Source organism: Gordonia sp. NPDC057258, assembly GCF_042668985.1.
In the GTDB taxonomy this organism is placed as follows: domain Bacteria; phylum Actinomycetota; class Actinomycetes; order Mycobacteriales; family Mycobacteriaceae; genus Gordonia; species Gordonia hongkongensis.
This window is the reverse complement of record NZ_JBHUXZ010000006.1, coordinates 57583-83205: the sequence shown is the minus strand read 5'-3', so window position 1 is coordinate 83205 and position 25623 is coordinate 57583. Positions and strand designations below refer to the sequence as shown.

The 25623-nt window shown below is 68.4% G+C and carries 23 protein-coding genes; 6 read left to right on the top strand and 17 right to left on the bottom strand.

All coding sequences use genetic code 11. The features are described from left to right. Positions 1-5 precede the first annotated feature (5 nt). A complete protein-coding gene (locus tag ACFUEJ_RS06690) occupies positions 6-383 on the top strand; it encodes a cupin domain-containing protein (protein ID WP_068970082.1) in 378 nt (125 codons plus the stop codon). Between the two features lie 28 nt (positions 384-411). Here the strand turns inward: ACFUEJ_RS06690 and ACFUEJ_RS06685 are convergent, their stop codons facing one another. Continuing rightward, complete coding sequence (locus tag ACFUEJ_RS06685) at positions 412-2121, bottom strand: nucleobase:cation symporter-2 family protein (protein WP_388028354.1); 1710 nt, start codon at positions 2119-2121, stop codon at positions 412-414. Positions 2122-2201: 80 nt separating this feature from the next. Between ACFUEJ_RS06685 and ACFUEJ_RS06680 the strand changes: the two genes are divergently transcribed. Continuing rightward, complete coding sequence (locus tag ACFUEJ_RS06680; protein WP_065631856.1) at positions 2202-2717, top strand: NUDIX domain-containing protein; 516 nt, start codon at positions 2202-2204, stop codon at positions 2715-2717. Here the strand turns inward: ACFUEJ_RS06680 and ACFUEJ_RS06675 are convergent. The 4 genes from ACFUEJ_RS06675 to ACFUEJ_RS06660 form a co-directional block, all read right to left on the bottom strand. Next, the gene (locus tag ACFUEJ_RS06675) at positions 2648-3313 is read right to left on the bottom strand and encodes a TetR/AcrR family transcriptional regulator (protein ID WP_068970092.1); all 666 of its coding nucleotides are present in this window, start codon (positions 3311-3313) and stop codon (positions 2648-2650) included. The genes ACFUEJ_RS06680 and ACFUEJ_RS06675 overlap by 70 nt on opposite strands. Before the next feature lie 41 nt (positions 3314-3354). Then, positions 3355-5187: an FAD-dependent oxidoreductase gene (locus ACFUEJ_RS06670; RefSeq protein WP_139115424.1), complete on the bottom strand. Its 1833-nt coding sequence runs from the start codon at positions 5185-5187 to the stop codon at positions 3355-3357. 149 nt (positions 5188-5336) lie between these two features. Then, positions 5337-5768 (bottom strand): chromate resistance protein ChrB domain-containing protein, encoded by a 432-nt coding sequence (locus ACFUEJ_RS06665; protein ID WP_004023491.1) that lies wholly within the window; start codon positions 5766-5768, stop codon positions 5337-5339. Further along, entirely contained in the window at positions 5765-6241 is a 477-nt protein-coding gene (locus ACFUEJ_RS06660) for a Chromate resistance protein ChrB (protein WP_068970084.1), read from the bottom strand. The genes ACFUEJ_RS06665 and ACFUEJ_RS06660 overlap by 4 nt, the downstream gene beginning before the upstream one ends. Before the next feature lie 172 nt (positions 6242-6413). Here ACFUEJ_RS06660 and chrA point away from each other — a divergent pair, with 172 nt between their 5' ends. Then, entirely contained in the window at positions 6414-7868 is a 1455-nt protein-coding gene (gene chrA, locus ACFUEJ_RS06655) for a chromate efflux transporter (RefSeq protein ID WP_388028350.1), read from the top strand. Positions 7869-7893: 25 nt separating this feature from the next. Here the strand turns inward: chrA and ACFUEJ_RS06650 are convergent, their stop codons facing one another. The 6 genes from ACFUEJ_RS06650 to ACFUEJ_RS06625 all read right to left on the bottom strand — a co-directional run bounded on the left by ACFUEJ_RS06650 (position 7894) and on the right by ACFUEJ_RS06625 (position 15431). Then, on the bottom strand, positions 7894-9402 hold the full coding sequence (locus tag ACFUEJ_RS06650; protein ID WP_068970086.1) for a PH domain-containing protein: 1509 nt from the start codon (positions 9400-9402) through the stop codon (positions 7894-7896). Further along, the gene (locus ACFUEJ_RS06645; protein WP_068970087.1) at positions 9389-9907 is read right to left on the bottom strand and encodes a PH domain-containing protein; all 519 of its coding nucleotides are present in this window, start codon (positions 9905-9907) and stop codon (positions 9389-9391) included. Before ACFUEJ_RS06645 ends, ACFUEJ_RS06650 begins: the two co-directional genes overlap by 14 nt. A gap of 30 nt (positions 9908-9937) precedes the next feature. Next, complete coding sequence (locus ACFUEJ_RS06640; RefSeq protein ID WP_065631863.1) at positions 9938-10699, bottom strand: SDR family NAD(P)-dependent oxidoreductase; 762 nt, start codon at positions 10697-10699, stop codon at positions 9938-9940. 65 nt (positions 10700-10764) lie between these two features. After that, positions 10765-12624: an acyl-CoA dehydrogenase gene (locus ACFUEJ_RS06635; RefSeq protein WP_068970088.1), complete on the bottom strand. Its 1860-nt coding sequence runs from the start codon at positions 12622-12624 to the stop codon at positions 10765-10767. 201 nt (positions 12625-12825) lie between these two features. Then, positions 12826-14016, bottom strand: a complete 1191-nt coding sequence (locus ACFUEJ_RS06630; protein ID WP_068970089.1) for a helix-turn-helix transcriptional regulator — start codon at positions 14014-14016, stop codon at positions 12826-12828. Between the two features lie 32 nt (positions 14017-14048). Continuing rightward, a complete protein-coding gene (locus ACFUEJ_RS06625; protein ID WP_068970093.1) occupies positions 14049-15431 on the bottom strand; it encodes an FAD-binding oxidoreductase in 1383 nt (460 codons plus the stop codon). 571 nt (positions 15432-16002) lie between these two features. Here ACFUEJ_RS06625 and ACFUEJ_RS06620 point away from each other — a divergent pair. Continuing rightward, a complete protein-coding gene (locus tag ACFUEJ_RS06620; RefSeq protein WP_137810408.1) occupies positions 16003-17262 on the top strand; it encodes an HNH endonuclease signature motif containing protein in 1260 nt (419 codons plus the stop codon). A gap of 587 nt (positions 17263-17849) precedes the next feature. Here ACFUEJ_RS06620 and ACFUEJ_RS06615 read toward each other — a convergent pair. Beyond that, a complete protein-coding gene (locus tag ACFUEJ_RS06615; RefSeq protein WP_388028255.1) occupies positions 17850-19055 on the bottom strand; it encodes a serine hydrolase domain-containing protein in 1206 nt (401 codons plus the stop codon). Beyond that, complete coding sequence (locus tag ACFUEJ_RS06610) at positions 19052-20266, bottom strand: pyridoxal phosphate-dependent aminotransferase (protein WP_388028253.1); 1215 nt, start codon at positions 20264-20266, stop codon at positions 19052-19054. The genes ACFUEJ_RS06615 and ACFUEJ_RS06610 overlap by 4 nt, the downstream gene beginning before the upstream one ends. A gap of 83 nt (positions 20267-20349) precedes the next feature. On the opposite strand from ACFUEJ_RS06610, the gene ACFUEJ_RS06605 reads away from it, so the two are divergent. Beyond that, the gene (locus ACFUEJ_RS06605; protein ID WP_058251917.1) at positions 20350-20823 is read left to right on the top strand and encodes an NUDIX domain-containing protein; all 474 of its coding nucleotides are present in this window, start codon (positions 20350-20352) and stop codon (positions 20821-20823) included. Positions 20824-20924: 101 nt separating this feature from the next. Then, entirely contained in the window at positions 20925-21125 is a 201-nt protein-coding gene (locus tag ACFUEJ_RS06600) for a hypothetical protein (RefSeq protein ID WP_388028250.1), read from the top strand. A 7-nt stretch (positions 21126-21132) separates the two neighbouring features. Here the strand turns inward: ACFUEJ_RS06600 and ACFUEJ_RS06595 are convergent, their stop codons facing one another. From ACFUEJ_RS06595 to ACFUEJ_RS06580, 4 genes are all read right to left on the bottom strand, one after another. Then, positions 21133-22482 carry a hypothetical protein gene (locus ACFUEJ_RS06595; RefSeq protein ID WP_388028248.1) on the bottom strand — a complete coding sequence of 450 codons (1350 nt, stop codon included), beginning with the start codon at positions 22480-22482 and terminating at the stop codon, positions 21133-21135. Then, positions 22457-22747 carry a hypothetical protein gene (locus ACFUEJ_RS06590; protein ID WP_388028245.1) on the bottom strand — a complete coding sequence of 97 codons (291 nt, stop codon included), beginning with the start codon at positions 22745-22747 and terminating at the stop codon, positions 22457-22459. Before ACFUEJ_RS06590 ends, ACFUEJ_RS06595 begins: the two co-directional genes overlap by 26 nt. Further along, positions 22744-24579 carry a hypothetical protein gene (locus ACFUEJ_RS06585; protein ID WP_388028243.1) on the bottom strand — a complete coding sequence of 612 codons (1836 nt, stop codon included), beginning with the start codon at positions 24577-24579 and terminating at the stop codon, positions 22744-22746. The genes ACFUEJ_RS06590 and ACFUEJ_RS06585 overlap by 4 nt, the downstream gene beginning before the upstream one ends. 84 nt (positions 24580-24663) lie before the next feature. After that, complete coding sequence (locus tag ACFUEJ_RS06580) at positions 24664-25305, bottom strand: hypothetical protein (RefSeq protein ID WP_388028240.1); 642 nt, start codon at positions 25303-25305, stop codon at positions 24664-24666. Positions 25306-25623: the final 318 nt, after the last annotated feature.

Sequence of the window (25623 nt, the reverse complement as noted above, 5' to 3'; positions counted from 1 at the left end):
GGATCATGACCAGCATCGAGCACCGGACCGAGCACCGAGACTTCGCCGAACCCGACGAGGTACGCACCTTCGGGCACGGGCAGGTGGAGCTACTCACCGTTGGGACGTCGGACATCGGCCGGCTGACCCTGGAACCGGGCTGGCGATGGTCGGTCGACGTCAAACCGATCGCCGGTACCGAATTGTGCGAGGCACCGCACTTCCAGTACCACGTGTCCGGGGTCATCCACGTCGTGATGGCCGACGGCACCGAGTTCGACGCCGGGCCGGGATCGATCACGTCCCTGCCGTCCGGCCACGACGCCTGGGTGGTCGGCGACGAACCCGTGGTCCTCGTGGACTTCTACGGCGCCAGCAACTACGCCAAGCAGCAGACCGGGTGACGACCGACCACGGCCCGAACCGAACCCGTCACGAACCGCGCCGCGAGAACCCGCCCGAGGTGTAGCCGTCCCAGGTGTCGAAGAGCCGCAACACCTTCGGGTCGCCGAGGCTCTTGATGTGATCGGCCAGATCCTTGGGCGTGGCCGGATTGGTGACGATGAACGGGTGCAGCGACGCGTCGTGGTCGGCCAGGTAGCGGAGCGTGTCGGCCGGGGTGTCGGGGTCGGCGGCCGTTAACGCGTCGCGTGGGTCGAAGGCGGCGGCGCGGACGCCGTCGGCGCCGGAGAGGTCGGTTGAACCGTCGGGTGCACCGACCACCGCGATGTCGCCGGTGTTGTGGTGGTCGACCGGATCGGCGGAAACACTGCGCGTGTTGAGCAGGAGGTTCAACACGATCGCGGTGAGCGCACCCGCGGAGATCCCCGAATGGAAGATGGTCTGGAACCAGTCGGGGAACTGGGCGTAGAGATCCAGGACCACGTTGACCGGCGCCTCGCCGAGTTCACGGTCGGTGTAGTAGATCTTGGCCTCGGTCAGCATGGCGACACCGACGGAGATCGCGACGACCAGGATATTGGTGTTGTTCAGCTTCGCCTTCGCGAGCGTCCGGATGCCGCTGGCCGCGACCATGCCGAACAGAGCGACTCCGGCGCCGCCGAGCACCGGCAGCGGTATGCCCTCGACGACGGCGGCCATCTTGGGCAGCAGGCCGAGGACCACCAGGATCACGCCGGCGCAGGTCGCGACGTGGCGGGTCTTGACCCCGGTGATCGCGACGAGGCCGACGTTCTGCGCGAAGGCCGTGTAAGGGAACGTGTTGAACACGCCGCCGAGTGCGGTGCCCAGGCCGTCGGCGCGCATCCCGTCGGCCAGCTTGCGCGGGGTGATCTTCTGGTCGACGATCTCGCCGACGGCGACGATGTCGCCGGTGGTCTCGGTCATGATCACGACGCCGACGATGATCATCGAGATGATGGCGCTGACCTCGAAGGTGGGTGCGCCGAACTGGAACGGCTGCGGGATGCCGACCCACGGGTACTCGCCGACCTGATCCCAGTGCGTCATGCCGAACGGGATCGCGATCAGGGTGCCGACCGCCAGGCCGAGCAGGATCGACACCCGGCGGATCGCCGCGGGGGCGAATCGTTCGATGCCGATGATGACGGCCAGGGTGAGGAATCCGAAGGCGATGTTCTTCGGGTCGCCGAAGTCGGGGCCCGCGGCGGTGCCGCCGCCGAACCAGCCGGCCGCCACCCGCATCAGGGACACCCCGATGATGAGGATGATCGTCCCGGTGACCAGCGGCGGGAAGAAGCGGATCAGTCTCCCGACGATCGGTGCGACGGCGATCATGAACAACCCGCACGCGATGACCGACCCGTAGATGGCGGTGATGCCGTACGAGGTCCCGATGGTGATCATCGGGCCGACCGCGGCGAAGGTGACGCCCTGCATCAGCGGGAGCCGGACCCCGAACCGCCAGAACCCCACGGCCTGCAAGATCGTCGCGATGCCCGCCACGAACAGGTCCGCCATGATCAGGTGGACGATGTCACCCTGCTCGAGTTGGCCGGCGCCGACCATCGCGCCGCCGACGATGAGGGGTACCGCGACGGCCCCGGCGTACATGGCCAGGACGTGCTGGAGGCCGAGCGGGAACAGCTTGATGAACGGCGGGATCTCGTCCACCGGATGTGCGGCGGACCTTCCGTTCTTGACGACATCGAGAACCGACATGGTCTTCAGTTCTACGGTTCGCACGTTTCCGCGAAGGCGCGAGCGTGTATCCGCGACGTTTCCGCCAAGATATATCCGTGATGGCCACCGCCTCCCGCCGCAGCGCGGGAATCCTGCTCTATCGCCGGACGACGTCGGCCGACGGTGCCGCTGCCGTCGAAGTTCTCCTCGTGTTCCCCGGGGGTCCGATCTGGGCGCGTAAACCGGACGCGGGGTCGTGGTCGGTGCCCAAGGGGCTCGTCGAACCGGGCGAGGACGAGTGGGCCGCCGCGCGACGTGAGTACGCCGAGGAGATCGGGAGCCCGGTGCCCGACGCCCCGCCGATCGAACTCGGCGAGGTCAGGTTGAAGAGCGGCAAGAGGGTGATCGGATTCGCCGTGGAAGGCGACCTCGACGTCGTGTCGGTCGTCAGCAACACGTTCGAGCTGATGTGGCCACCGCGGTCGGGACGGATGCAGGCGTTCCCCGAGATCGACCGCGCCGAATGGTGTTCCGTCGATCTCGCGCGGACCCGGCTCAACCCCGCTCAGGTTCCGTTCGTCGACCGTCTGCTCGAGGCGCTGGGGTCCGCGGACCCGGCGTCACCGAGGAGGTAGGTGCGCGTCAGGTCTCGCCACAGCGGGAGATGCGGGTCGGTCAGCGGGTCGCGCCGGTCGATGAGGTAGGTGGTCGCCGCGCCGCGCATGCTCGTCAGGAGCAGCGGGTAGAGGGCGGCGTAGCGCGGCGACGCGGTCAACTCGGGACCGAGGAACCCGGCGACCGCGCGCCGGACGGTCTGGCCGATCTCGCGTTCGGTGGGGAGCAATGCCGTCCGCAGATTGGCATTCGTCCGCGCCGCGACCCACAACTCCATCGACGCGACGAAGTACGGCTGGTGGAACGTCGACCACCCGACGTCGGTGGCCAGCGCGATGCGCTGGACCGGATCGGCCGGCCATTCGACGTGGCTGGGCAGTTCGGCGATGCGGGTGCGGGCGAGGTGTCCGACCGCAGCCATCAGGAGGACGTCCCGCGACGGGTAGTGGTGCAACAACCGGCCCCGGCTCACGCCCGCCTCGTTCTGGATGGCGACCGTGCTCGCGGCGGCGTATCCGCGATCGACGAGGACTCGGATCGCGGCATCGAGGATGCGGGTCTGCGTGACCCCGCTGCGTTGCTGCCGCGCGCGCGGGGCGCCGGGAGAGGTGGTCACACGAGGATCGTAGTTCGGCACGGCGCGGATGACCCGCGGCCTCACACGTCGAGGATGTGCGGGAGGCCCGCGCGGTAACGATCGCGGTCGATCTGTTTCAGCGGCTCGAGCATCGGCAGTTCCCAGAGCGGGAAGACGGTCGCCGCGCGGGCGGGGCTGTCGGCCGCGGCGATGATCGCGTTGGTCACCCGGCGGCCGGATTCGTTGGCGCCCTCCATCGTCGCGAGATCGATGTTGCTCCGGACGTGGTCGCCGCCGATGAACAGATTCGGAATCGACGTGTAGGCGTTCGGCCGGTTCTTGTACGAGCCGGCGGTGTTGACCATGAGCGGTGTGGCGTTGGCGATGGACGGCGACCAGGTGATCCCGGGGTCGAGGGACCAGGTGACGATCTCCTCCGAACGCAGGAGCTTCCGGGCCCCCGAGTTCATCGCTCGGCTCATCTGGGCCCACACTTCCCGCGCGATCTCTTGCCGGGTGCACTGTTTGGCGGGTTTGCCGTAGCGGATGCCTGGCTTCTCCCACTCCGAGATGTCAATGGACAGACAATCTTTCACTCGCCCGTCACCGTAGGTGCGCGCGAAGTCGACGTTCCAGGGGCGGGCCTGGAACAGGCCGGTCAGAGCCCAGGGGGTACCCAGCGCGGCGATGTGGCTCGGCGGCATGTCGGCGCGCCGGGACAGGAAGTACTGGATGCCGACCATCCAGTCGTCCTTGAGGGCGTGGATACCGGCCAGCGACGGGTCGGCCGTGACCAACTCGGGCGACAACAACGGACGGAGGCGATCGATGGGCATCGCGGCGACATACCAATCGGCATCGACCGGGGCGCCGGAGGTGAGTTGCGCTCCACTGATCCGGCCGCGCGTCAGATTCAGTCGCGCCAGGCCGGTCCCCATCTCGAAGCGGACGCCGCGACCGCGGAGGTGGGCCACCCACGGGTCGATCCACGCATGATTGGTGGGGCGGTTGAGGATCCGGTCGACGCCGCCGTGGACGAGCCCGGCGTCGTATCCGCTGATCAATCCGGTCGCCGAGGTGGCCAGCGCCAGTCCGATCTGGCCGATCGTCCGTGCCGAGGCGGTGTCGGGTTTCGCGGCGACGAGCGCTCGCGTGAGGGCGCCCACGAGATATCGCTGATACGCCCGTGACTTGCCCTTGGACTTCACGAACTGCATCCAGGACTGGTTCTCCCACTGGCCGATTCGACGTTCGGTGCAACTGGTCGCGATGATCAGCTCGCGGGTGACGAAGAACGCGAGTTCGGGAGGCGGCACATCGACGACGAACTTGAGTCCGGTCATGAACGCGTTGCGCAGGTTGTCCAGCGTCACGATCTCGTTCGCGTGTTGGACGAAACCCATGATCGATGCCGGGGCGGTGGTCGGGGCATACCCGGCGTCGTCGAAGGCGACGACCGCCGACTCGACGTCGATGAGGTGACGGTCACGAACGTTGCTGTTGCCGACGGGGATTCGCTCCATGGTGTCCGGCACGTGCTGGTAGCAACCCGGGAAGAACCGGAAACCGTGCTCGCCGGGGAGAGCGAGGCGACCACCCCGTGCGGTGCCGGGGACATCGTGGCTGTAGGCCTTGCCGCCGAGGCGCGACGGCTCGTAGACCGTGACCCCGAAGCCGCGCTCGACGAGTTCATGCGCCGCGGACAAGCCGGCCATCCCGCCGCCGAAGATCGCGACGTCGCGTCCGCGGCCGGTGCCGTGTCGTGGCACCGCACGCGCAGAGGGAACCGTGACGCCCGGTAGGGCCACTGCGGTACCGGCCAGGACTGCGGCGGCAGCCGATCCGCGCAGCATGGACCGCCGCGGAAAGCTGTTCGGCGAGTTGCTGTTCGAAGTGGAAGTGGCGTCCGACATCCCCATGACCCCTTTGTCGACGACTGTCCGCGGCGATGGAGAACAGTCAGCGTTGACTTATCTGCTGTGATGTCTACCACAGCGTCAAAGTGGGTCGGACGGTTTTGGCGAATCGTCTCACGGGGTGCTCCGACGCGCCCCGCGGTTGCCTACGACGGTTCGCGGCCGGTGAGGGTGCGTTGGCGAAAGTACTCGTGCAAACCGTCGAAAACGGCATCCGAGACCGACAGCGTGTGTTCGTCGTCGCCGATGAGGGAGAGGCCGCGCAACACGACATCGAGGCCCGGCGCTTCCGGAGCGTCGTAGCGGTCGTCTTCGATGTCGGCTTCGTGGATGATCTCTGCGATCGCCCACAAGACCGGGTCGGTGAGTTCGTACCGTTTCAGGATCGTCTCGAACGTGCAGTCGCCGTCATGATGGCCCAGTTCGACCCCGCGCATGTCGAACGGCGTTGCGTCCGAGGGGATTTCGTCTGCGCTGGTGACGAAGACGAACTCGGCGGCGGGATCGACGTACCGGCGGATCAGCCACGCGCACGCCGCCCGGTCGATGTGCACGCCGGCCCGGGTCGCCCACCTCACGACGGCCTCGCCGGTTCGGTCTCGAGGAGTCGGTCGGCCAGTGTGCGAAGTGCTTGTCGGGCGGTCTCGCGCGACTCGGTCGGAAAATGATCCCGTCGGGTGACCTCACGGAACCTGCGACGCAGGACGCCGAGCTGTTTCGCGGGGTCGGCATGGTCTTCCGCCTGCTGCGCCTCGACGACTATCTCCGCATACTCGGCTCCGCGGGCCAGCTGGAGTTCGGCGCGGATGCGTTCGAATTCGGCCGGGTTGGTGGGCGCGGCCGACCAGACCTCGCCGGATCCGCCTGCGCTGACCGCATCCTCGGCCACCCACTCGAGCTGTTCGCGGGTGCGGGCGCTCGCGGGAAGCAGTACCACCCCATCGGTCAACTGATAGGCGCCGTACTTCCGGAGTTTGCGCCAGATCGCGATCCGCGGCGTCGACGGCTCTCGGGGAACCCGATACACGAGCATCACCCAGTCTTCGGACACTCCAGCACCTCCTCGGCATGCCATCCGATCATGCACCAGCGGTCGATGTCGTGGCCCGCCGCTCACTGCGCGTTCAACTCTGGACAATCTGATTGTAACCGTGGTTGCATCTGCTGGGAGCCGCACGATCGCGGCGTCGTGGGCACGTTGGTGCGTGGTGGAAGGGGTGCGAGTGGCGATGTCGGAGAGATCCGGTCGACCCGGGAGTTCGGATGCGTCGAGACGTGCGGACGGTCCGCCGGAGGCCGAAGGGTCGGCGGCCGTCGAGTCGGGTGACCACGTCGACCCGGCGGCGGGGGTCTCGCTGCGGACCGCGACCCGTGCGTGGTTCCTGATCTCGCTGCAGACCTTCGGGGGTCCCGCGGGTCAGATAGCGGTGATGCAGCGAGCACTGGTCGACGACCGGCGCTGGATCGGCCAGCGCCGGTTTCTCCACGCCCTCAACTACTGCATGCTGCTGCCCGGGCCCGAAGCCCAGCAATTGGCCATCTACGTGGGTTGGCTGCTCAACGGAACCGCCGGTGGGCTGATCGCGGGCATCCTGTTCGTCCTGCCCGGGGTGATCGCGATACTCGGGCTGTCGGCGATCTACGTCGCCTTCGGCGCGACGACCATCGTGGCGGCCCTGTTCGCCGGCATCGGCCCCGCGGTGCTCGCCATCGTCGCCCAGGCGGTCACGCGGGTGAGCAAACGGGCGCTCACCGGGCCGGTGCAGATCGCGATCGCGGTCGCTGCGTTCATCGCCCTGGCGGTCTTCGCTGTCCCATTCCCGATAGTCATCGCTGTGGCCGGCGTCCTGGGCTGGCTGACCGGCCGCCGTGTCGTCGCTGCCCAGAAGGAGGTCGCCGACGACGGGCCCGCGCCGATCATCGCCGACGACGCGATCCACACGGCATCCCCGAGCTGGCGTCGCGCCGGGTTGGTGCTCGGTGTCGGTGCGCTGGCCTGGATCATCCCGATGGGCATCGTCGTGGCGACCACGGGGACGGGCAGTGTGTTCACCCAGCAGGGCACGTTCTTCACGTGGACCGCCCTCATCACCTTCGGCGGCGCCTACGCCGTCCTGGCCTACATCGCCCAGCAGGCGGTCGAGGTCTACGGCTGGGTCACGCCGGGTGAGATGGTGCGCGGACTCGGACTCGCCGAGACGACCCCCGGCCCTCTCATCATGGTCGTCCAGTTCGTCGCGTTCCTCGGCGCCTATCGCGATCCGGGCGGTCTCGACCCCTGGGTCGCGGCGACCATCGGCGCACTCCTGACCACCTGGGTCACGTTCGTGCCGAGTTTCGTGTTCATCTTCCTCGGCGCGCCGTTCATCGAGAAGCTCCGCAACAACCGGCATCTGACGTCCGCGCTGAACGGCGTCACCGCCGCGGTGGTCGGCGTGATCGCCAATCTCGCACTGTATTTCGCACTGCACACGCTGTTCCGGGACACCACGGTCGTCACCGCCGGGCCGTTGCACCTCGCGGTCCCGCATCTCGACACCCTGCGTCCGTTGGCCGTGGTGATCACCGTGATCGCCTTCGTCCTGATCTATCCGCTCAAGCAGTCGGTGCTCCGGACCCTCGGCATCTGCGCGGTGCTCGGCCTGCTCGCCGCCGCCGTCGGCCTGCCCCTGACCTGAACGACCCTGACCTGAACGGGTGTCGTCAGGGCACGAGGAACGGGCGGATCCAGTCGGGCGAGACATCACGGGCGACGCCGGCCGCGGTCTCCTCGTCGACGTCGACGAGAGGGTAGTGCTCGGCGCCCGCCGCGGTGGCGAGAATGAGTGTGGTGACGCCCGCCCGGCGCTGGAAGAGCGACGTACGGCTGGCCCAGCCGATCACACCGTCCCGGTCGACGACGACGCGTTGCCGCGCGACGCTCGGCGGTGCGATGACCACCGAGCGAGAGGTCAGCCGATGCCCGAGGTGCCGGGCGCGGACGACACCGAGCGCCGTCGAGCCGAGAACGGCGACGACCCCCACCGCCAGCCATGGCGCCGGCAGGGCGCGCGTGAGTACCGCGACGCCGATGGCGATGAACACCACTGCGCCGGACAGGAATCCGCGGTTGATCCGACGCCGCCCGGCGGTGACGCCGTGTCCGACGAGCGGCGTGGTGAGCTCGGTGCGTTCGTCGGTGACCAGACCGGCGACGCGCATCGCCTCGTCGATCGGTGCCGGTGGGAGCAGTAGCGGGTGCTTGGTGCTGCCGGTGGCGATCGCCTGCAGGCGAGCGCCTTTGAGTGGGCGCATGAGGACCGGCTCGGTGAGGTGACTGCCGCGGATGCGCCGTTCGTCGAAGCTGATCGCGTTGGTGGTCAGCAGTCCGCGTTCGGTGCGCAGGGTCCCGTCGGGGGAGCGGAGGAGCCGGAAGTTCCAGTAGTTCAGGACGTACCCCAGGACGGACAGGATTCCGCCGACGACGATCACGAGCAGACAGGCACCCAGCACGACGAGTCCGATTGCGGTCTCGCGGATGGAGTCGACGGCATCGCGCGCGAATCCGATCCCCTCCGCGAATACCCCGGCGTCGTTGGCGATCTGCGCGGCGAGGCCGGCGGCGCCCGCGGCCAGTGCGAGCCCGGCGACGGAGAAGGGGGAGTAGCGCAGCCACGAGGTCTGGAACCGCGCCAGGACCGTGGGGTCCTCGGCCGCCACCGGGGCGGTCGGGTCGTCGGGGTCGGTGCCGGCGGGCGCCGACGGTCCCCGCAGGGTGCGCGTGGCCATCAGATTGTCGTGCAGCGCCCGCGCCTCGTCGACGGTGAGTGCGGTGAGGACGACCGCCGACGACTCGTCGTCCCCTCCGGTGCCGATCTTGACCTTCTGCAGTTTCAGCACGCGGTGAACAGGGGACGCGGTGAGGTCGACGCTGCGGATGCGGTCCCGGCGCGCGGTCGCGACCTTACGTGTGACGAGCCCGCTGCGCACCCGGACGTGCTCATCGGTGACCTGGTAGCGCGTGGTCAGCCAGGGCACCACCGTCACGAAGGGCACGATGACCGCGGTGGCGATCAGGGTGAACAACGGCGCGCCCGAGCCGGCGAAGACCAGCGCGATCACGACCGGGATCAGTGAGGGCAGGAGCTCGACGGGTTTGACGGCCATCATCCACGGCGACAACCGGTGCCAGTCCTCCGGCCCGTCGACGGCGAACGGCTCAGGTCGCGTCATCGGTGAAAGCCTGTGTGCGAATGGTCAGATCGGCGGCGGTAGTCCGTGCGACCTCCGCGTCGAGACCGGCGATGTGGATCGTCCCGGCCGACGACGCCGTGGTCACGGTGAGGGTCGCCAGCCCGAGGAACTGTTCGATCGGCCCGGCCTCGGTGTCGACCACCTGGATCCGGGCGATCGGGATGATCACGCGGTGCCGGACGAACCAGCCCGATTGCGAGTACACCGCGTCATCGCTGACCTCCCAGCGGTGAAAGCGGTAGCGCCACTGCGGGACAATCGCGACCCAGGCGACGGTCACGACGACCACCGCGACAGCGGCGAGCACCGCGATCCATCGCGCCTGGTCGACGACGACGGCCACCACGACGGCGACGACCACGCCCAGGACCCCGAGAACGAGCGGGCCGATGCGCCACAGGGTCTTGGCGCGTGGATCGACACTGTTGACCGGGTCACGCAGGGTCGGGTGCACCGGCACGGTCGGATCAGATGAGGGGTCCATTGCCGCCAGTCTAGGGGTGGGTTCCCCGCCCTAGGTGACGGTGATGCCGCCGTCGACGGGCAGCGTCTGGCCGGTGACGTATCCGGCTGCGGCCGAGGACAACCAGATCGCGGTGGCGGCGAGCTCCTCGCCGTGTCCGGTCCGGCCGAGGAGTACCCGGGGCATCTGGGAGTCGAGATATCCCGGTTGGTAGGTGTCGGTCATCTCGCTCTCGAAGAACCCAGGGGCGATGGCGTTGACGCGAATGCCCTTGCGCGCGCCCCATTGCTGGGCCAGGTCGCGAGTGAGGCCGATGACGCCGGCCTTGCTCGCGGCGTACGCCGCCTGCGGCAGCCCGGCGGTGGTGATGCCGAGGATCGACGAGATGTTGATGATCGAGCTACCCGGTTGCATCACCCGCCCGCAGGCCTGGGCCATCCAGTAGGAGCCGTTCAGGTTGACGTCGATGACGCCGCGGAACTGCTCGGGGGTCTCGCGGGTCGCCGGGTACGCGGTCCCGACGCCGGCGTTGTTGATGAGCACGTCGACCTTGCCGAAGGTCTCCATCGCGGCGTCGACGACCCGTTGACACTGCTCGGGGTCGGCGACATCGGCGGGGACCACCAGCGCCTTGCGGCCCAGTTCCTCGACGGCGGCAGCGGTGTCGGCGAGCTTCTCCGCCCGTCGCGCGGCGAGTACGACATCCGCGCCGGCTTCGGCGAAACCGCGGGCGAACGAGACCCCCAGCCCGGACGAGGCGCCGGTCACGATGACCACCTTGCCGGTGGTGTCGAACAGATCCATCACGGACATCGTTGTCTCCCTTGAGTACTCAGCACGGTGACCGACGCGGGGCGCCGGTCGAGTCGGAATCGGCGTCAGAACCAGGACGGTTCGACGTCGAGGGTGGTGCGGTCGAGTGCGGTCAGCAGATCGAGCTGTGGGCCGGTCTTGGGTAGTTCATACCGGAAGAAATACTGTGCCGCAGCGCGTTTGCCGTCGTAGAAGTCACCGGTCCGGCCGTCGGCGGCGAGGAGTTGTTCGAGCCAGATCCAGGCGATCACGATGTGGCCGGCCGTCTCCAGGTAGATCGTGGCGTTGGCCAGCGACAGCTTCGGGTCGCCCGCCGACCAGATGTGCGCGGTCACCTTCACCAGCCGGTCCACCACCGCGTGCAGCGTGTCGGCAAGGGTGTCGAGTCCGTCGACAGTCCGTGCGCGGGCGACGGTGGCCTCGATCGTCTCGGCCAGCGCGGCGAGACCGGCCCCGCCCTGCATGATCACCTTGCGCCCGAGCAGGTCCAGGCCGTGGATGCCGTGGGCGCCTTCGTGGATCGGGTTGAGCCGGTTGTCCCGGTAGTACTGCTCGACGTCGAATTCGCGGGTGTAACCGTATCCGCCGTGGACCTGGATCGCGAGGCTGTTCGCCTCGAGACACCACTGGGAGGGCCAGCTCTTCGCGATCGGGGTGAGTACCTCGAGCAACAGGTTCAGCCGGTCGCGTTCGGCGGGGTCGGTCGTGGTGGCCGCCTCGTCGACGAGGGTGCTGCAATACAACCCGAACGCGAGAGCGCCTTCGACGTAGGACTTCTGGGCGAGCAGCATCCGACGCACGTCGGCGTGTTCGATGATCGGGACCGGTTTGGTCGACGGATCCTTGTGGTCGACGGGTCGGCCCTGCGTACGCACCTTCGCGTAGTCGAGGGAGGCCCGGTACCCGGCGTAACCCAGTGCGGTGGCGAGGAATCCGACGCCGATGCGCGCTTCGTTCATCATGTGGAACATGTAGGACAGGCCGCGGTGTTCGTCGCCGACGAGGTAGCCGACAGCGCCGGGAGCGGAGCGAGCGGGCTGATCGTCCACAGCGCCGGGAGCGGAGCGGGCGGGCTGATCGTCCACAGCGCCGGGAGCCGTCTGGGTGGAGTCGACGGGGAAGGTGCCGTCGCCGAAGTTGAGCAGGGTGTTGGTGGTGGCGCGGTTGCCCATCTTGTGGTTGAGGCCGACGAGCGCGACGTCGTTGCGTGTTCCGTCGGCGAGGTATTTGGGCACGATGAACAGCGAGATGCCCTTGACGCCGGGGCCGCCGCCGGGGATCTTCGCCAGGACGAGATGGACGATGTTCTCGGTGAGTTCGTGGTCTCCGCCCGAGATCCACATCTTGGTGCCGGTGATGCGGTAGGTGCCGTCGCCGGCGGGTTCGGCCTTGGTGGTGATGTCGGCCAGCGACGAGCCGGCCTGTGGCTCGGACAGACACATCGTGCCGGAGAAGCGGCCTTCGACGAGGGGACGGACCCAGGTGTCGCGCTGCTCGGGGGTGGCGTACTCGGCCAGCAGGTTCGCGTTGCCGACGGTGAGGAAGTTGTACGACGACATCGCGGCGTTGGCGGCCTGGAACCACACGGCGGAGGCCTGGCGGATGACGGTGGGCAGTTGCATGCCGCCGAGTTCGTCGTCGAAGGAGGCCGAGATGAGACCGGCCTTGCGGTACTCGGTGAGGCCGGCGACGATCTCGTCGGGCAGGACGACCTTGCCGTCGTCGCCGATGTAGGGCTCGTTGGCGTCGCCGATCTTGTTGGCGGGTGCGAAGCACTTCGTCGCGATGTCGGCGCTGAGTTCGAGCACGGCGTCGAAGGTCTCCCGCGAGTGTGCCGAGAAGCGCTCCCGCGAGGTCAGCGCCTCGACATCGAGCCATTCGTAGAGCAGGAACTCGAGGTCCCGCCGGGACATGGGTGTGGTCATCGCACTTCCTCGTCGGTCAGGTGGGCGGACGCTGGTACGCGGATGTCCGTCGCCCGTCCATCATGCCCCGGCACGCCGCGCCCGCGTGCGAGACCCCGGCCCGTTCGTCACACGGTGCGGCAGGGCGTACGTCTCACTATGAGACGACGACGAACCCGCCCGGTGCGATGCGCGCACTGGGCGGGTACGGGGGAGGAGCTGCTAGAGCTCGGTGTCGGGGGTGGCGAACGACCCGGACGGAAGCAGCGGATCGTTGAGACGCTGGGCGTACTGGTCGAAGTAGATTCGCGCGATCAGCTCGCGCCGGCTGCGGACGCCGGCCTTGTCGAAGATCGATTTGAGGTGGTCCTGCACGGTGTAGGCGGAAACGTGCAGGGCGGTGGCGATGTCCTTGGTGGCCACGCTCTGCAGCACCATCTGGGTGACGTCGCGTTCACGGGCCGTGAGCCCGAACGCCTCGACGACCAGCGGGATGATCTCGGGCGGGCGGGCCTCCTCGATGGTCACCACGACCTCGCCGACCCGGCCGTCGGCCGACGACAGCGGCGACGCGTGGATGACGAGCCACATGCCCGACGCCCCGCGCACCCGGAGGCGCGGCGGGACGGAGGACTCACCCGAGCCGTAACGGCGTGCGGCTCCGATCAGGCCGTAGATCGGGTTCATCACCGCCGCGCCGTTCGGACCGGACGCGAGGTCGGCGATGCGCTCCTGGCTGCCTGCGCTCATCTGCACGATCTCGTTGCTGCGGTCGATGATCAGCACCGCCGGGCCGTGGCCGGTCGGCGGTGGCGGACTCGGCGCGTCGACGGCGGCCGGGGCGGCGGCACTCGCCCCGCCGGCGACCACACTGCTCAGCAACCCCACGCGCACGCCGTAGGCGAGAGTGCGCGACAGCGAACCCAGGAAGTCGATCTCGTCGGCGTCGAAGGGCCGGCATCCGGCCCCGCTGCGGAACATCGCGATCCCGGCCCACGCCCGGTCCCCGTCACGCAGCACCAAGCGGGCCTCGTCGTGGAAGCAGTATTCGGGAATCATCAACTGCGACATCCGATTGGACCGTTCGGTGGCGCCCCGGTTGAGGAGGTTGAGTCCGACCGCATCGCGTTTGGCGGCCACCATCTCGCGGTAGGCCGTCGGCTCGACCTGCCCGTATTCGAGGAGACCCCAGTCCGGGTCCCGGTGATCCTCGCCGAGCAGTGATCCGTACTTGCGGGCGCTGGTGAGCAGGACGGTGTTGGGATCGAAGGTGCCGATGCAGACCGCGTCGACGGGCACCGCGCGGCTCAGGGAGGCGACGGTCTCGGCGAAGAAGTCGTCGAGACCGAGGCCGGCGTGGGCCACGACCTCGATGTCGCGGCGCACACGCTCGGCGGTCAGACTCGATGTCATTCGACAATTGTGGGCATGAGCTGCACGGATGTCTATCCCACAATAGTGGGGTCCCCCGGACGGAGGACACCGGCCGGATCGTGGCGTCGTCGGATGGTCTCGAGGCGCGTCCGCTGGTCGGTCGACCACAGCGCGTCGCGTTCGGTTGCCGTCCGCCCGGAGAAGTTGAGCAGCGCTCCACAGGAGTGGGCGGCCACCGCGTCGGTGACGGCCGCGAGATGCTCACCGACCTGTTCGCCCAGCGGGCCGGCGGGTACGCCGATGGCGAGGACGGAGAACGCGCCATCGCGTCCCACGACGGCGTTGGGTACGCGCTGCGGCGACCGCAACCGGCCACCCAGGAGACGGACCTCGACGATGGCCAGCGGGCTCGCGACCTGCGGCCCGGCTACCGCGAGCAGGGCATCCACGGCAGATGCCGGAAAATCGGCGAGTACGCAGCCGCGTTCGGCGCTCGGCATCGGCCCGGGCGGGTCCATATGTACCGCGTCGAGCGCAGCCGTCGGGAGGACGTCGATGTTCTCCAGGAGGATCGGACCCGCCGACCGCATCGGTGCGAGCAACGCGGCGGCGGTGGCCGGGTCCCCGGTGTGGGTGTAGCGGACGTGCACGGCGAGCTGACCCTGCAGGGGCGGGGGCAGGTTGGGGTCCGGCGGGAGGCGGAGGATCGCCACCGAGGTCCCGGCCTCCTCGGGCAGGGAGGGCGCCCATTCGCGCCAGGCGTGCAGGACGTCGGCGGCCGCCGAGCCGGCGAAGAAGATCCCGCCGCCATAGACCGTGGGCAGATCGAAGAGCTCGAACTCGAGCGCGGTGACGATGCCGAAGCCGTCCCGTCCGCCGAGCAGTGCCCAGAACAGGTCCGAACCCGCGGATGCGTCGACCGTGCGGACGAGACCATCGGCGGTGACGAGTTCGATCGACCGGACATGATCGGCGGCATAACCGAACTGACGACCCAACGGACTCAGCCCGCCGCCGAGTGTGTACCCGACGACACCCACCGACGACGACGAGCCGACGAGCCCGGTGAGGCCGTGCGGAGCGGTCGCGGCGACCACATCGCGCCACCGCGCACCGGCTTCGACGCGCGCGGTCCTGGTCACCGGATCGACACTCACCCCCGCCATCCGGGACGTGGTGACGACGACCGTGCCGCGCCCCTCGATCGGCGATCCGTGCCCGGTCGCCCGCGCACCGACCCGCATCCCGTTCGAGCGCGCATATCGCACGGCGGCGGCGACGTCGGCAGCGTTCGTCGCCCCGACGACCACGTCAGCGGCGGGTATCGCCGCGAGGTTGAAGCCGGTCAGTTCGGCGGTGTAGCCCTCGTCGGCCGGGGTCAGAACGGGACCGCTGACCGCGGAGAGCAGGGCGTCGAAGTCGGTGAAGTCGATGGGTTCGGAGGTGATGGACACGATGCTTCCTTCGTAATGATCTGGGGATGAACGGGTTCGAGCGTCGGTGCTGCTGTGGTGGGCCGCCGGACTCGGCAGCTCCATGGGACTCAGAGTGGCCGACGCCCTTTTGTTCCCGCCATCCCTCGAACGCGGGAAATGCTCGTGCCAGAGTTCTGGGTTCGTGTGCGTCCCAGAAGTCTGGGGGGGCGTCAGTCGACCCGACCCCCGCTGGTTGAGCCGGCACCGAGCGGAGCCGCCGGGCCGAGCAAGCGACGAAGGAGCGCGTCGAGGTCGAGGCGCCGAGTCGAAGCCACTTGGTGACCCGACGCCGCTGCACAACCCCTGCGGACCCAGCCCCACACGCCCGGCGGGTTGCGGATGCGCCCCGGGGGAGCGAGTTCGCGGGATCTTCAGTCCACTTCAGACTCGCAACTTTTCACCCAGAATCCGTAACAGATGTGACTGAAGTTCACCTCTGTCAACGATTCACGCACAATCAACGCGAATCGACGCACACTCGACGAAAAACGCTGCACAGTCGACAGTTTCGAGATTTCTGAGCCTGTGGAAACTCCTCGTAGTCGAACGAATGTTCCGGTACCTTGGAGTCATGCCAGAGCTCACCACGCTCCTCGATCAACTCATCGAGACCACCCCACCCACCGACGACCCGACGGGCAGAGCAACATTCGACGCCCTCGACACGTGGCGCCTGATCCGCAACCTTGCCGATCATCAGATCGTCGCGCACGCAGCGCAACTCGACGAACTCGGTGTCGCACAGGAGGCCGGTAGCACCACCAAGAAACTGCTGATCGAGTCAGGCCACGCACCGGCCGCCGCGCACCGCACCATGCGAAGCGTCGATGCGTTGCCGGGGTTGCCTGCGCTGTCTCGTCATGCCGCTGACGGGCGGCTGTCCGGCGAGGTCGTCGATGCCATCGTCCGCGGCATGAACGAGATCGAAAAACGGTGTGGTGACGCTCTTTCCGAGGGAGAACGCTCCCGGTATGAGATCGAACTCATCGCCCAAGCACTATCCGGTGCTACGCCGACCGAAGTGCTCAAGCATGCTCACGCCATCAGCAACGCCCTCGCCGACGCCTCTGACGCCGGAACCCCAGCGTCGGACGATGCACGCTTGAACTCGGTGAACGCGCACACCACCGACGACGGCCGCGTCGAAGTCCGCGCCGACCTCACCCAGGTCGTGGGTGAGAAGTTCCTGGCTATGATCGACGAACGGTCCTGCCCACGGCCCGAACCCGACGGCGCCGAGGACCGTCGCACCGCCGAGCAACGCCGCGCCGACGCCTTCGAACTGATCCTCGACCAAGCCGCGATCGGCGCGAGCATCGACACCGTCGGAAGCCCACGCACCCAGTTGATGCTGACGATCCCCGCGACCGGAGACCTGGCGACGCTGCCGTGGACCGGATCGGTCAGCCAAGTGACGGCGAAACAGGTCTCCTGCGACGGATCCCTGACCGAGATCATCCTCGACCGTGAGGGCGTGCCGCTGCAGATGGGCCACACCCACCGCTTGTATCCGGCACACCTCCGCAGAGCAATCATCGTCCGCGACACCTGCTGCATCAAATGTGGTGCGCCGCCGTCTCATACGCAGGTGCATCACATCAAGTCGTGGGCAGACGGCGGCGCCACCGACCTCGACAACGGCTGCCTGCTCTGCCAACGCTGCCACACCCAGGTCCACCACCATGGCTGGGACATCGTGATGGGATTCGACCGTCATCCCTGGCTCGTCCCACCCGCGATCATCGACCCGCAACGTCGACCACTACCCGCTTACAACCGACGCACCATGCGACTCGACGACGCCGCCTGACCGGCCCTCCGTCACACTTTCGCGTAGCACCTTCTGCACCCGGACCGTACCCGGGACCGCGTCCGTCCCTTGACAACTCCACAGTGCTGCCCCTCCGTACTCCGTTACCGCAGCGGATCACCGTCGCGGGAACGGGGTGTCGGACGAACACGCAACGCCCCCGTTCGGCAGCAATCGGGCCCTCGAGCCACACTCCGCGGAACTTTCGGGGCGTGCCCTGGCTGAGTCCGTCGTCGACCACCGATGAGGGAGCACTGCGACGGGCCGGGGCGCGGTTGAACCGCTCGACCGCGACGGTCGAGCAGCGGGCGCCCGCCACCATGGATGGGGTGAGACCGGTACGACAGATCAGCCAGTGCCCCCGCCGATCGCCTACATCTACACCCTCGCGTTCATCGGTGGGGATCTCGGAGTGCAACGGACTGGAGTGCACCGGACAGGAGTGGTCGACGACGGCATGGTCGTCGGCGGCGTTGTGAGGTAGCGATCTCTGCGTAATGCCGTTACCGGGTCGGTGCTTTCGCGATCTCACCGGGCAGAGCAACTGGGTACTGCTCGGCGTTGCCTGATGACGAACGCGCCGTAGGTCAGTCCGCCAACGCTCGGTACGTCGCCGCCTCGAAGTCGCGGTACCCGTCGATCGATGCGGGGTCGACGAAGGGGAAGATCTGGGTGGCCCAGAAGCCGCCGATCCGGGTGTGGGGATCGATCCAGTAGTAGAGGTTGGCCAGCCCGGCCCACGACTGCGAACCCGCCTTGCGGCCGGTGGGGGTGTCGGTGTCGTTCACCATGAACGGATACGACCAGGATTTCGGTGTCCCCGGATCGAATTCGACATCGTGGCTCAGCGGCGGGATCACTCCGGGCAGCCGTCGCACCGCGAGATCGCCGATCTGGTTGCGCAACGCCGTGGTGACGGTCTCCGGGCGCAGGATCTGTTGACCGCGGTCGGAGCGGCCTTCGCGCAACCACATTCGCAGGAAGGTCAGATAGTCGGGGACGGTGGACCAGAGGCCCTGCCCGCCCATGTCGATCTCGGGATCGGCAGGCTGTTCCCAGCGGTGGTTGGGGACGAGCTCGCCCCGCTTGCGCATGTGCAGGACCGCTCGCCGACGCCGGGCGCCGTCGGACAGCGCAAATCCGGTGTCGGACATGCCGAGTGGGTCGAGGACCCGCTCGGCCATCACCTCGCGGAGACGGCGTCCGGTGACGGCCTCGATGACCTGGCCGGCCCAGTCCATCCCGGAGCCGTACTCCCACTCCGTGCCGGGATCGAACAGCAGCGGGGTTCGCAACGAGGCCCTCGTGGCCGTGGCGACGGCGGGCACACCGTGGTCCGCGGTCAGTCGACGGTAGGTCTCGTTGAAGAAGTCGTAACCGAAACCGGCGGTGTGCGTGAGCAATTGGTGGGTCGTGACGTCGGAGGCGGGTGGCCGCAGACGCGGCCGCCCGTCGTCGTCGAAGCCCTCGATCACCTGCAGTTCGCCGAGCGCCGGGACGTAAGTGCGGGCCGGTGCGTGCAGGTCCAAGGCGCCCTCCTCGACGAGCTGCAGCGCGACCGTCGCGGTCACCGCCTTTGTCGCCGAGAACAGGGCGAAGACGGAGTCGACGGTCATCGGCTGCTCGTCGTCGAGCGCACGCACCCCGGCGGCACCGAGGAAGACCGTCTCCTCGTCGGTCGTGACGCCCGCGACCACACCTGGCACCCGAGGTGCGCCCTCGGTCCGGGCGGTCAGGATCGGGGTCACCTCCTCGGCGAGGCGTTCGGCACGGACTGGTCCCGCAGAGCTCATGGAATGGTCCCTCCTGATCGAAGTGGAACGTGACCGGCCCCGACGAACGTCCGGAGTCGGTCGATGGCGAGGGTGAGGTCGTCGGTGGATGCGGCATAGGACAGACGGACATACCGGTCCGCGCCCGCGACCCCGAAGTCGTGGCCCGGGGTCAGGGCGACACGGGCTTCGGCGAGCGCCCGGTCGCAGAACTCGGCCGACGTCAGGCCCGTGGAGCCGACGTCGAGGTAGACGTAGAACGCGCCGTCGGGGATGACCGGCACGTCGAGTCCGATGTCCGCGAGCCCGTCCACGACGAGTTGCCGGCGTCGCGCGAACTCACGACGGTTCTGTTCGGCCACCGCCAGGGAATCCGGCGTGAAGCAGGCCAGCGCCGCGTACTGCGACGGCGTGGGCGGGCACACGTAGAAGTTCTGCGCCAGCCGCTCCAGCACCCCCACGAGTTCCGCGGGCACGATGCACCATCCCAGCCGCCAACCCGTCATCCCGAAGTACTTGGAGAAGCTGTTGATCACCACCGTCTCCGCGACGCCCGGCGAATCGGCGGCCAGGATGCTGCGCGGCGGCCGACCGTCCGGTCCGGGGTCGGACAGGCCGAGGTAGATCTCGTCGACGATCGACCAGCCGTCCCGGGCCGCCGCGAGCTCGCACATGGCGACGAGTTCCTCACCCGGCATCGAGGTGCCGGTCGGGTTCGACGGGGTCGCCACGATGACGCCGCGGGTCGCGTCCGTCCACGCGTCGTCGATTTCGGCGGCGGTGACCTGGAACCGGTTGGCGGGGCTGGTCGGCAGGAGCCGGACCTGTGCGCCGAAGGCGTGCGCGAACTGGCGGTTGCACGGATAGGACGGGTCTCCGATGAGGACTTCGTCGCCCGGGTCGATCAGTGCCGCGCAGGCCATCAGGAGTGCCGCCGACGCGCCGGCGGTGACCGCCACCCGCGCGGGATCCACCGACGCCCCGAAATGGTGGCCGTAGAAGTCTGCGATCGCCTCGCGCAACTCCGGGAGGCCGAGGGCACCGGTGTAGGCGAGGGGACGGCTGGTCGCCTCGCGGGCGGCGGCGAGGACCGCCGGCGGTGCCCCGAAATCGGGTTCGCCGATGTTCAGCTTGACGACGGAATGACCAGCCGCCTCGAGTTCGGCGGCGCGCTTCGCGAACTCCATCGCCTGGAACGGGGCGATCCCTTCGGCACGTCGGGAGATCCTCATGGGTGACATTGTGCGCGTCGGGATATCTGGCACCCGACCCCACCTCTCCGGCGGCGACGCGCACCGGCAGGCAGGATGTGGGGGTGCCCATTCCCGAATTCATCCGCGATCTGCGTGCCCAGGTCGGTACCCGCGAACTCTGGTTGTCCGGCGTCAGCGTCGTCGTCTGCGACGACGCCGGGCGGGTGCTCCTCACGCGCCGCGTCGACAACGGACAGTGGGCCGTCGTGTCCGGCGTCCTCGAACCGGGAGAGGAGCCGGCGCGGGCGGCCCTGCGCGAGGTCCGCGAAGAAACCGATGTCAGCGCCGAAATCATCCGACTGACCAGCATCGACGTCACGCCGCTGATCACCTACCCGAACGGCGACCGGACACGCTATCTCGACGTCTGCTTCCTCGCGCGCCACGTCGACGGCGATCCCCGGGCCGCCGACGACGAGAACTCCGACGTCGCGTGGTTCGCGCCCGACGCATTGCCGTCCGACCTGACCGACACGTCGGCACTGCGGATCGAGAAGGCGCTGGCCGGCAACGCCGAGGCGTGGTTCCGACGGTAGGGGTTCCAGCGGTAGGGGGTCCCTCAGGGAAGTCCCTGAAGTTCGCCCCAGAAGTGCCGCCGAGCATCGCTTTCCGGCTTCGGCGGGCGCAGACTGGGCTCATGACCACATCGACGAACAACACCACCGGCATGACCTTCTGGAAGGTCCTGGGCGTCATCGCGGTCGCGCTGATCGCACTGGCCGTCCTCGGCCCGCTACTCGAGGGACTCTTCTGGATCGCCCTCGTCGCACTCGCCCTCTACGGCGGCTACATGCTGTTCCGTTCGAACAAGAAGAACACGCCCCCGACCACCTACTGACCGGGCGTCACCCGCCGAACAGCAGCCAGAGCCCGAGGAACGTGTAGAAGACCATCAGCACCATCATGGTGAGCTGCCCGGTCAGCTGATGCCGGCGGGGCAGGAGACGCAACGATGCGTCGTGCGCCGCGGCCACTCCCAACAGGTGGCCGCCGAGTACGAACGCCACCTTCAGGGTCACCGTGACCGTCGGGTGGTCACTCATCACGTACACCGGATGAGCATCGCTGAGCCACAACACATTCCATCCCCTCCCCAGCGGATCGCCGAGCGCGAGGACGGCTTCCTGTCCCTGTTCGACGAGTGACTGCAGATAGTGGGCGAGGATGTAACCGATCACGATCGGGACGAGCGAGTGCGCCATCAGGCCGGGGAGGCGGCGCCGAAGGTCCGGTTGCACACCGCCGACCGCGCGGGCGGCCGTCCAGAACGTCACCGCGACGACGCCGATGAACACCAGCAGTCCGGCGGTCGAGTACACGGTGGCGGCCGCCCGGCTGTCACCGGCACCGTCGGCGACGAGGTCCTGCCAGAACGCGATCGCCGAAAAGTTGTCGAAAGCGGTGGAGCCGAGCAGGATCGCGAGAACGGTGACGGTACCCGGGAGCACCGGGAGCGTGGGCAGCGAGTTCATCGGACTGCGGAGGATCACCCGGCCGGCGCTGTTGCGCGCGAACGGGGACAGGCGCGAGGCCACGGTGCTGTACACCGCGAACGGGTCGGCGTCCACGGTCCACCGCAACCCGAAGACCACGCCACCGACGAGGGTGATGACCAGGTAGCAGAGAAGCCAGATCCGCACCGACGACATAGAACTCGGGTCGGGCGACGCCAATTCGAGCCAGACGAAGGCGAACAGGCCCAACGCCGCGGGCCACCAGCCCAGCCGACGCGGATACTCCCGCAGGCCGACGACCCGCGGGCCCCCGACACCTCGGGCGGCCCGCAGCAGGGTGCGGACCGGGGACAGCAGTCGCCACACCGGTCCGAGGAGTACCGACAGCACGGTCATGCCGACCCAGAGCAGCACATAGAACGCGCCCGGTAGGGGGTTCTCGTCGTTGTCGGGGCCGACGGCGGCCACGATCAGCCATGCGGTGAGAACCACTGCGGCGCCGCTGATCACGCCGCGCACCCACCGGTTGTCGACGGCCGCCGTCACCCATGCCGGGAGTTCTCGGCCGGCGTCCGGCCGACCTAATCGTGGTGTACGCCAAGCGAACGCGATGACCGCGAACGAGATGGTCAGCGCCCAGGCGCCGCCGATCAACACCGCGGTCAGCGGGACGGGCAGGTACTCCGAACCACCCAGTCCGTGGGCGAGCAGAACGTCAGTCGGCCTCGCGGGCGGGGTCATCGGCCTCGTTTCGGGTCGGGGGATCGGTGGGATCGGGATCGCCGCCTGCCGGCTCGGCGGCAGTGCGGCCGGCCTCGCCTGGGCGGCCTGCCGCGTCGTCCTCGTCGTCCTCGTCGTCCTCGTCGTCCCCGCGTCGACGGTCGATGATCGCGATCGCGACGATGACGCCCACCACCAGGAACGCGGGGATCACGGCCGGCAGCGCCAGCACCAGCGGGTGCGTCGCCAGGTGGTGGACGCCGGGGTCGGCAGCGAGAGCGATCACGGCTGCGGCTGGAGTTCAGGCTCCCGCGCGCCCGATGTCGCCTCCCGGGCGTTCACCCGGCCGGCTCCCCACGACAGCGCCGCGATGAGCAGCAGCGAACACACGAGCACCACCAGGGAGGCGGCGCCGAACAGCCACGACGGGTAGTCGAAGGTGCGCTCGCGCTGCAGGATCGATATCTCCGCGACGAACGGTTTCGTCGACGTCAGCTGAGCCGGCTCGCCCTCCGCGCCGATCGCCGGGTCGGCCGGCAGATACACCGGCACGCCCGCCATCGTGGTGCCGTCCTGTACGCGCAGGATGGTCTTCCATGATCCCGACACCGGCATCGGTTCGGTGGACCGGAAGTGGTTGGGGCCGACGCGCTCGAGCCGGTCGATGACGATGCCGCGGTCATTGTCGATCCCGCCCTGCCACGACATCAGCGTGACCCACTCGGGGTCGTCGCTGAGCGCGTCGGCCGGGTCGAGGAAGACCTCGGCCGTCACGTTCTCGTCGGCAGCCTCGTTCGGCCCGGCCGGGGTGAGGACGACGCGCGCGGTGACATCCGCGGGGACCGAGACCCGTAGACCGTTGGCAACGGCCCCGCCGATCACCAGGACGGAGAGCACGACCGCGGTGATGCTGACCCAACGGGTCGGGAGCCGCTCGCCGACGCTGACGAGACCCAGCAGCCCGCCGCACACACCGGCCGCGATGCCCACGGGGATCGCCATCGCCAACGCCTCGCCCCACATGCCGGTGACCCACGGGAACGGGTAGGCCGCGGCGATCCACCAGGACTCGATCCAGAGACCGAGGGTCGCGACTCCGAGCCCGGCCACCGCGCCGAAGAGCACGCGGCGCTTGAGCAGCGGGGTCAGCGCGAGCAGTTCGATGACCACGGCCGCGCCCAGGTAGAGCGGGAAGACGTTGATCGGCGCACCCAGCGCCGGACCCACGACGACCGCGACGACACCACGCAGCAGGATCGCGAAGACGGCCGCGACGAGCGCGGCGCCCGGCCCGAGACAGATCCGCGCGGCGACGAGGGCGAACGCCCCGGCCCCGGCGATCATCATCGGCTGCAGCACGAGCCGGAACTGCTCGACGCCGAAGTCGTACTCGATCTGGAACACCGACATGCCGATCACGAGCCCGCCGAAGGCCAGGCAGCGCACGAGCCACTGGCTCCGGCCGTCGTCCGGGGCGTCGGGACCCATCGCGGCCCGGCCCTCACGATCGAGGATCACGACGGCGATGAGCGACAGGCCCGCGCCGCCGATGAGCATCAGGTGGGTCGGGCCCCAGAGGGTGACGTCCTGGCCGAAGATCCGATGCCAGACGTCGTCGAGCGGGAACCCCAGCAGTGCGTAGAAACCGCAGCCTGCCAACAGGATTCCGCCCACCGGTGCGTACCAGTGACGCGTGATCCGGATCGCCGAGCGGCCGGGCTTGTCGAAGGGGAGGAACACCGACAGCATGCCGGAGATGAACAGCAGGAACAGGCCGACCAGGATGAAGTAGTGCGCCGGGTTCGCCAGCGGCCCCTCGTCGCGACCGTCGCCGATGTGCAGGCTCACGTCCCAGAGGAAGCCGAACAGCGCGCAGATGATCGTGCTGGTGAACAGGAAGATCGGCAGCGCCGCCCACGGTGGGCGGTTCACCCGGCGCGCGGCCCATTCGGACAGCGTGGTCAGCCACGTGATCTTGCGCGTGCGATGCAGATAACCGATCCAGAGCAGTCCGACCGACACGACGGCCGCCACCGCCGACATCAGGAAGACCTGGTCGAGTGCCGCTCCACCACCCTCGGCGGCGAGATGGACGCACGTGACATCGCTTGTTGACATGGTCGAAGTATGCACAACCGCACCCGGGTCCCGGAAGTGCATTGGGCAAAACGGCGATCACGCGCGGTGAACGGCCCGCTCAGCTCATCCGACGGGGACGCACGACGACGTCGTGCAGATCTCCTCCGGCAGCTCGATCCCCGGGAGTCCGGGGATGTCGGGCAGGCCCGGGATGCTCGGCAATCCGGGCGCCGCCGGGGTCTCCGATTCCGGGGCCGGTGCCGTTGCCGCTCCGCCCGGCACGGTTACCCGCAGCGGTGCGGCGACCGTCGGGGTCGTCCCTGTCACCGGCGGGTTGGTGCCCCAGAACTCCTCGGCTGCCCCGGTGCCCGGTGGCAGCGTGATCGTGGTGCATCCCCAGTAGATGTCGTACGTGCCGTCCGGGATCGTCGTCGTCCCACTGGGTGTCGGCGGCGTGCCCTGAGAGATTCGCAGCGGCAACGACTTCGACGAGCCGGGGGAGATGAGCGCACCGAGCTCCTCCGGTGTCTGGTATCCGAAGACGACATTGGTCGGGGCTCCGCCGGCCGGGACGCCGACGATCTCGCAGCCGATGCGTTTCGCGGCGTTGTTCGTCACCGTCAGGGTGACGTTGTTGCCGGACACCGAGGGTGTCGCGGTCACATCGCTCGGCGCTGCGGTGGCGACGGGCGCGAGGGCGGCTCCGAATGCCGCTGCGGCGCACACCGCCAGGCCGACGGTGGCTGTCCGGACTCGGTTGCTCATACGGGTGTCCTTCCACATGGGTTTTCAGTACCGACCAGGAAAAGCAAGTCGCACGGTCGTCGAAAATATGCGGGATTTCGCATCCCGTTCGATTCTCGTCAACGATTGTCAAGTCGTTCTCACCTGACTCTGAATCACACGACCGAATCGACAGAAATATCCGGTCAATGCTCGACCCGGTCATTCTTACAGATATGGGTAATGCCCGCAGAATGAGGGTGGAAAAGACATTCGGCGTCGGATTCGCAGGTTCGAGAGGCCGGGCGGCCGTCGCGGCGCCACCGAACACCCGGTGGCCTACGCGTCGGCTCGGTAATC

Bases quoted from the DNA above. Each gene is read 5' to 3' on its own strand.
- ACFUEJ_RS06620 (WP_137810408.1), top strand. From the start codon at position 16,003: ATGTTCCGGTACCTTGGAGTCATGCCAGAGCTCACCACGCTCCTCGAT.
- ACFUEJ_RS06600 (WP_388028250.1), top strand. From the start codon at position 20,925: ATGACCACATCGACGAACAACACCACCGGCATGACCTTCTGGAAGGTC.
- ACFUEJ_RS06610 (WP_388028253.1), bottom strand. From the start codon at position 20,266: ATGAGGATCTCCCGACGTGCCGAAGGGATCGCCCCGTTCCAGGCGATG.
- ACFUEJ_RS06690 (WP_068970082.1), top strand. From the start codon at position 6: ATGACCAGCATCGAGCACCGGACCGAGCACCGAGACTTCGCCGAACCC.
- ACFUEJ_RS06635 (WP_068970088.1), bottom strand. From the start codon at position 12,624: ATGACCACACCCATGTCCCGGCGGGACCTCGAGTTCCTGCTCTACGAA.
- ACFUEJ_RS06685 (WP_388028354.1), bottom strand. From the start codon at position 2,121: ATGTCGGTTCTCGATGTCGTCAAGAACGGAAGGTCCGCCGCACATCCG.
- ACFUEJ_RS06650 (WP_068970086.1), bottom strand. From the start codon at position 9,402: ATGACGCGACCTGAGCCGTTCGCCGTCGACGGGCCGGAGGACTGGCAC.
- ACFUEJ_RS06645 (WP_068970087.1), bottom strand. From the start codon at position 9,907: ATGGACCCCTCATCTGATCCGACCGTGCCGGTGCACCCGACCCTGCGT.
- ACFUEJ_RS06595 (WP_388028248.1), bottom strand. From the start codon at position 22,482: ATGACCCCGCCCGCGAGGCCGACTGACGTTCTGCTCGCCCACGGACTG.
- ACFUEJ_RS06640 (WP_065631863.1), bottom strand. From the start codon at position 10,699: ATGTCCGTGATGGATCTGTTCGACACCACCGGCAAGGTGGTCATCGTG.
- ACFUEJ_RS06670 (WP_139115424.1), bottom strand. From the start codon at position 5,187: ATGTCGGACGCCACTTCCACTTCGAACAGCAACTCGCCGAACAGCTTT.
- ACFUEJ_RS06580 (WP_388028240.1), bottom strand. From the start codon at position 25,305: ATGAGCAACCGAGTCCGGACAGCCACCGTCGGCCTGGCGGTGTGCGCC.
- ACFUEJ_RS06585 (WP_388028243.1), bottom strand. From the start codon at position 24,579: ATGTCAACAAGCGATGTCACGTGCGTCCATCTCGCCGCCGAGGGTGGT.
- ACFUEJ_RS06630 (WP_068970089.1), bottom strand. From the start codon at position 14,016: ATGACATCGAGTCTGACCGCCGAGCGTGTGCGCCGCGACATCGAGGTC.
- ACFUEJ_RS06680 (WP_065631856.1), top strand. From the start codon at position 2,202: ATGGCCACCGCCTCCCGCCGCAGCGCGGGAATCCTGCTCTATCGCCGG.
- ACFUEJ_RS06615 (WP_388028255.1), bottom strand. From the start codon at position 19,055: ATGAGCTCTGCGGGACCAGTCCGTGCCGAACGCCTCGCCGAGGAGGTG.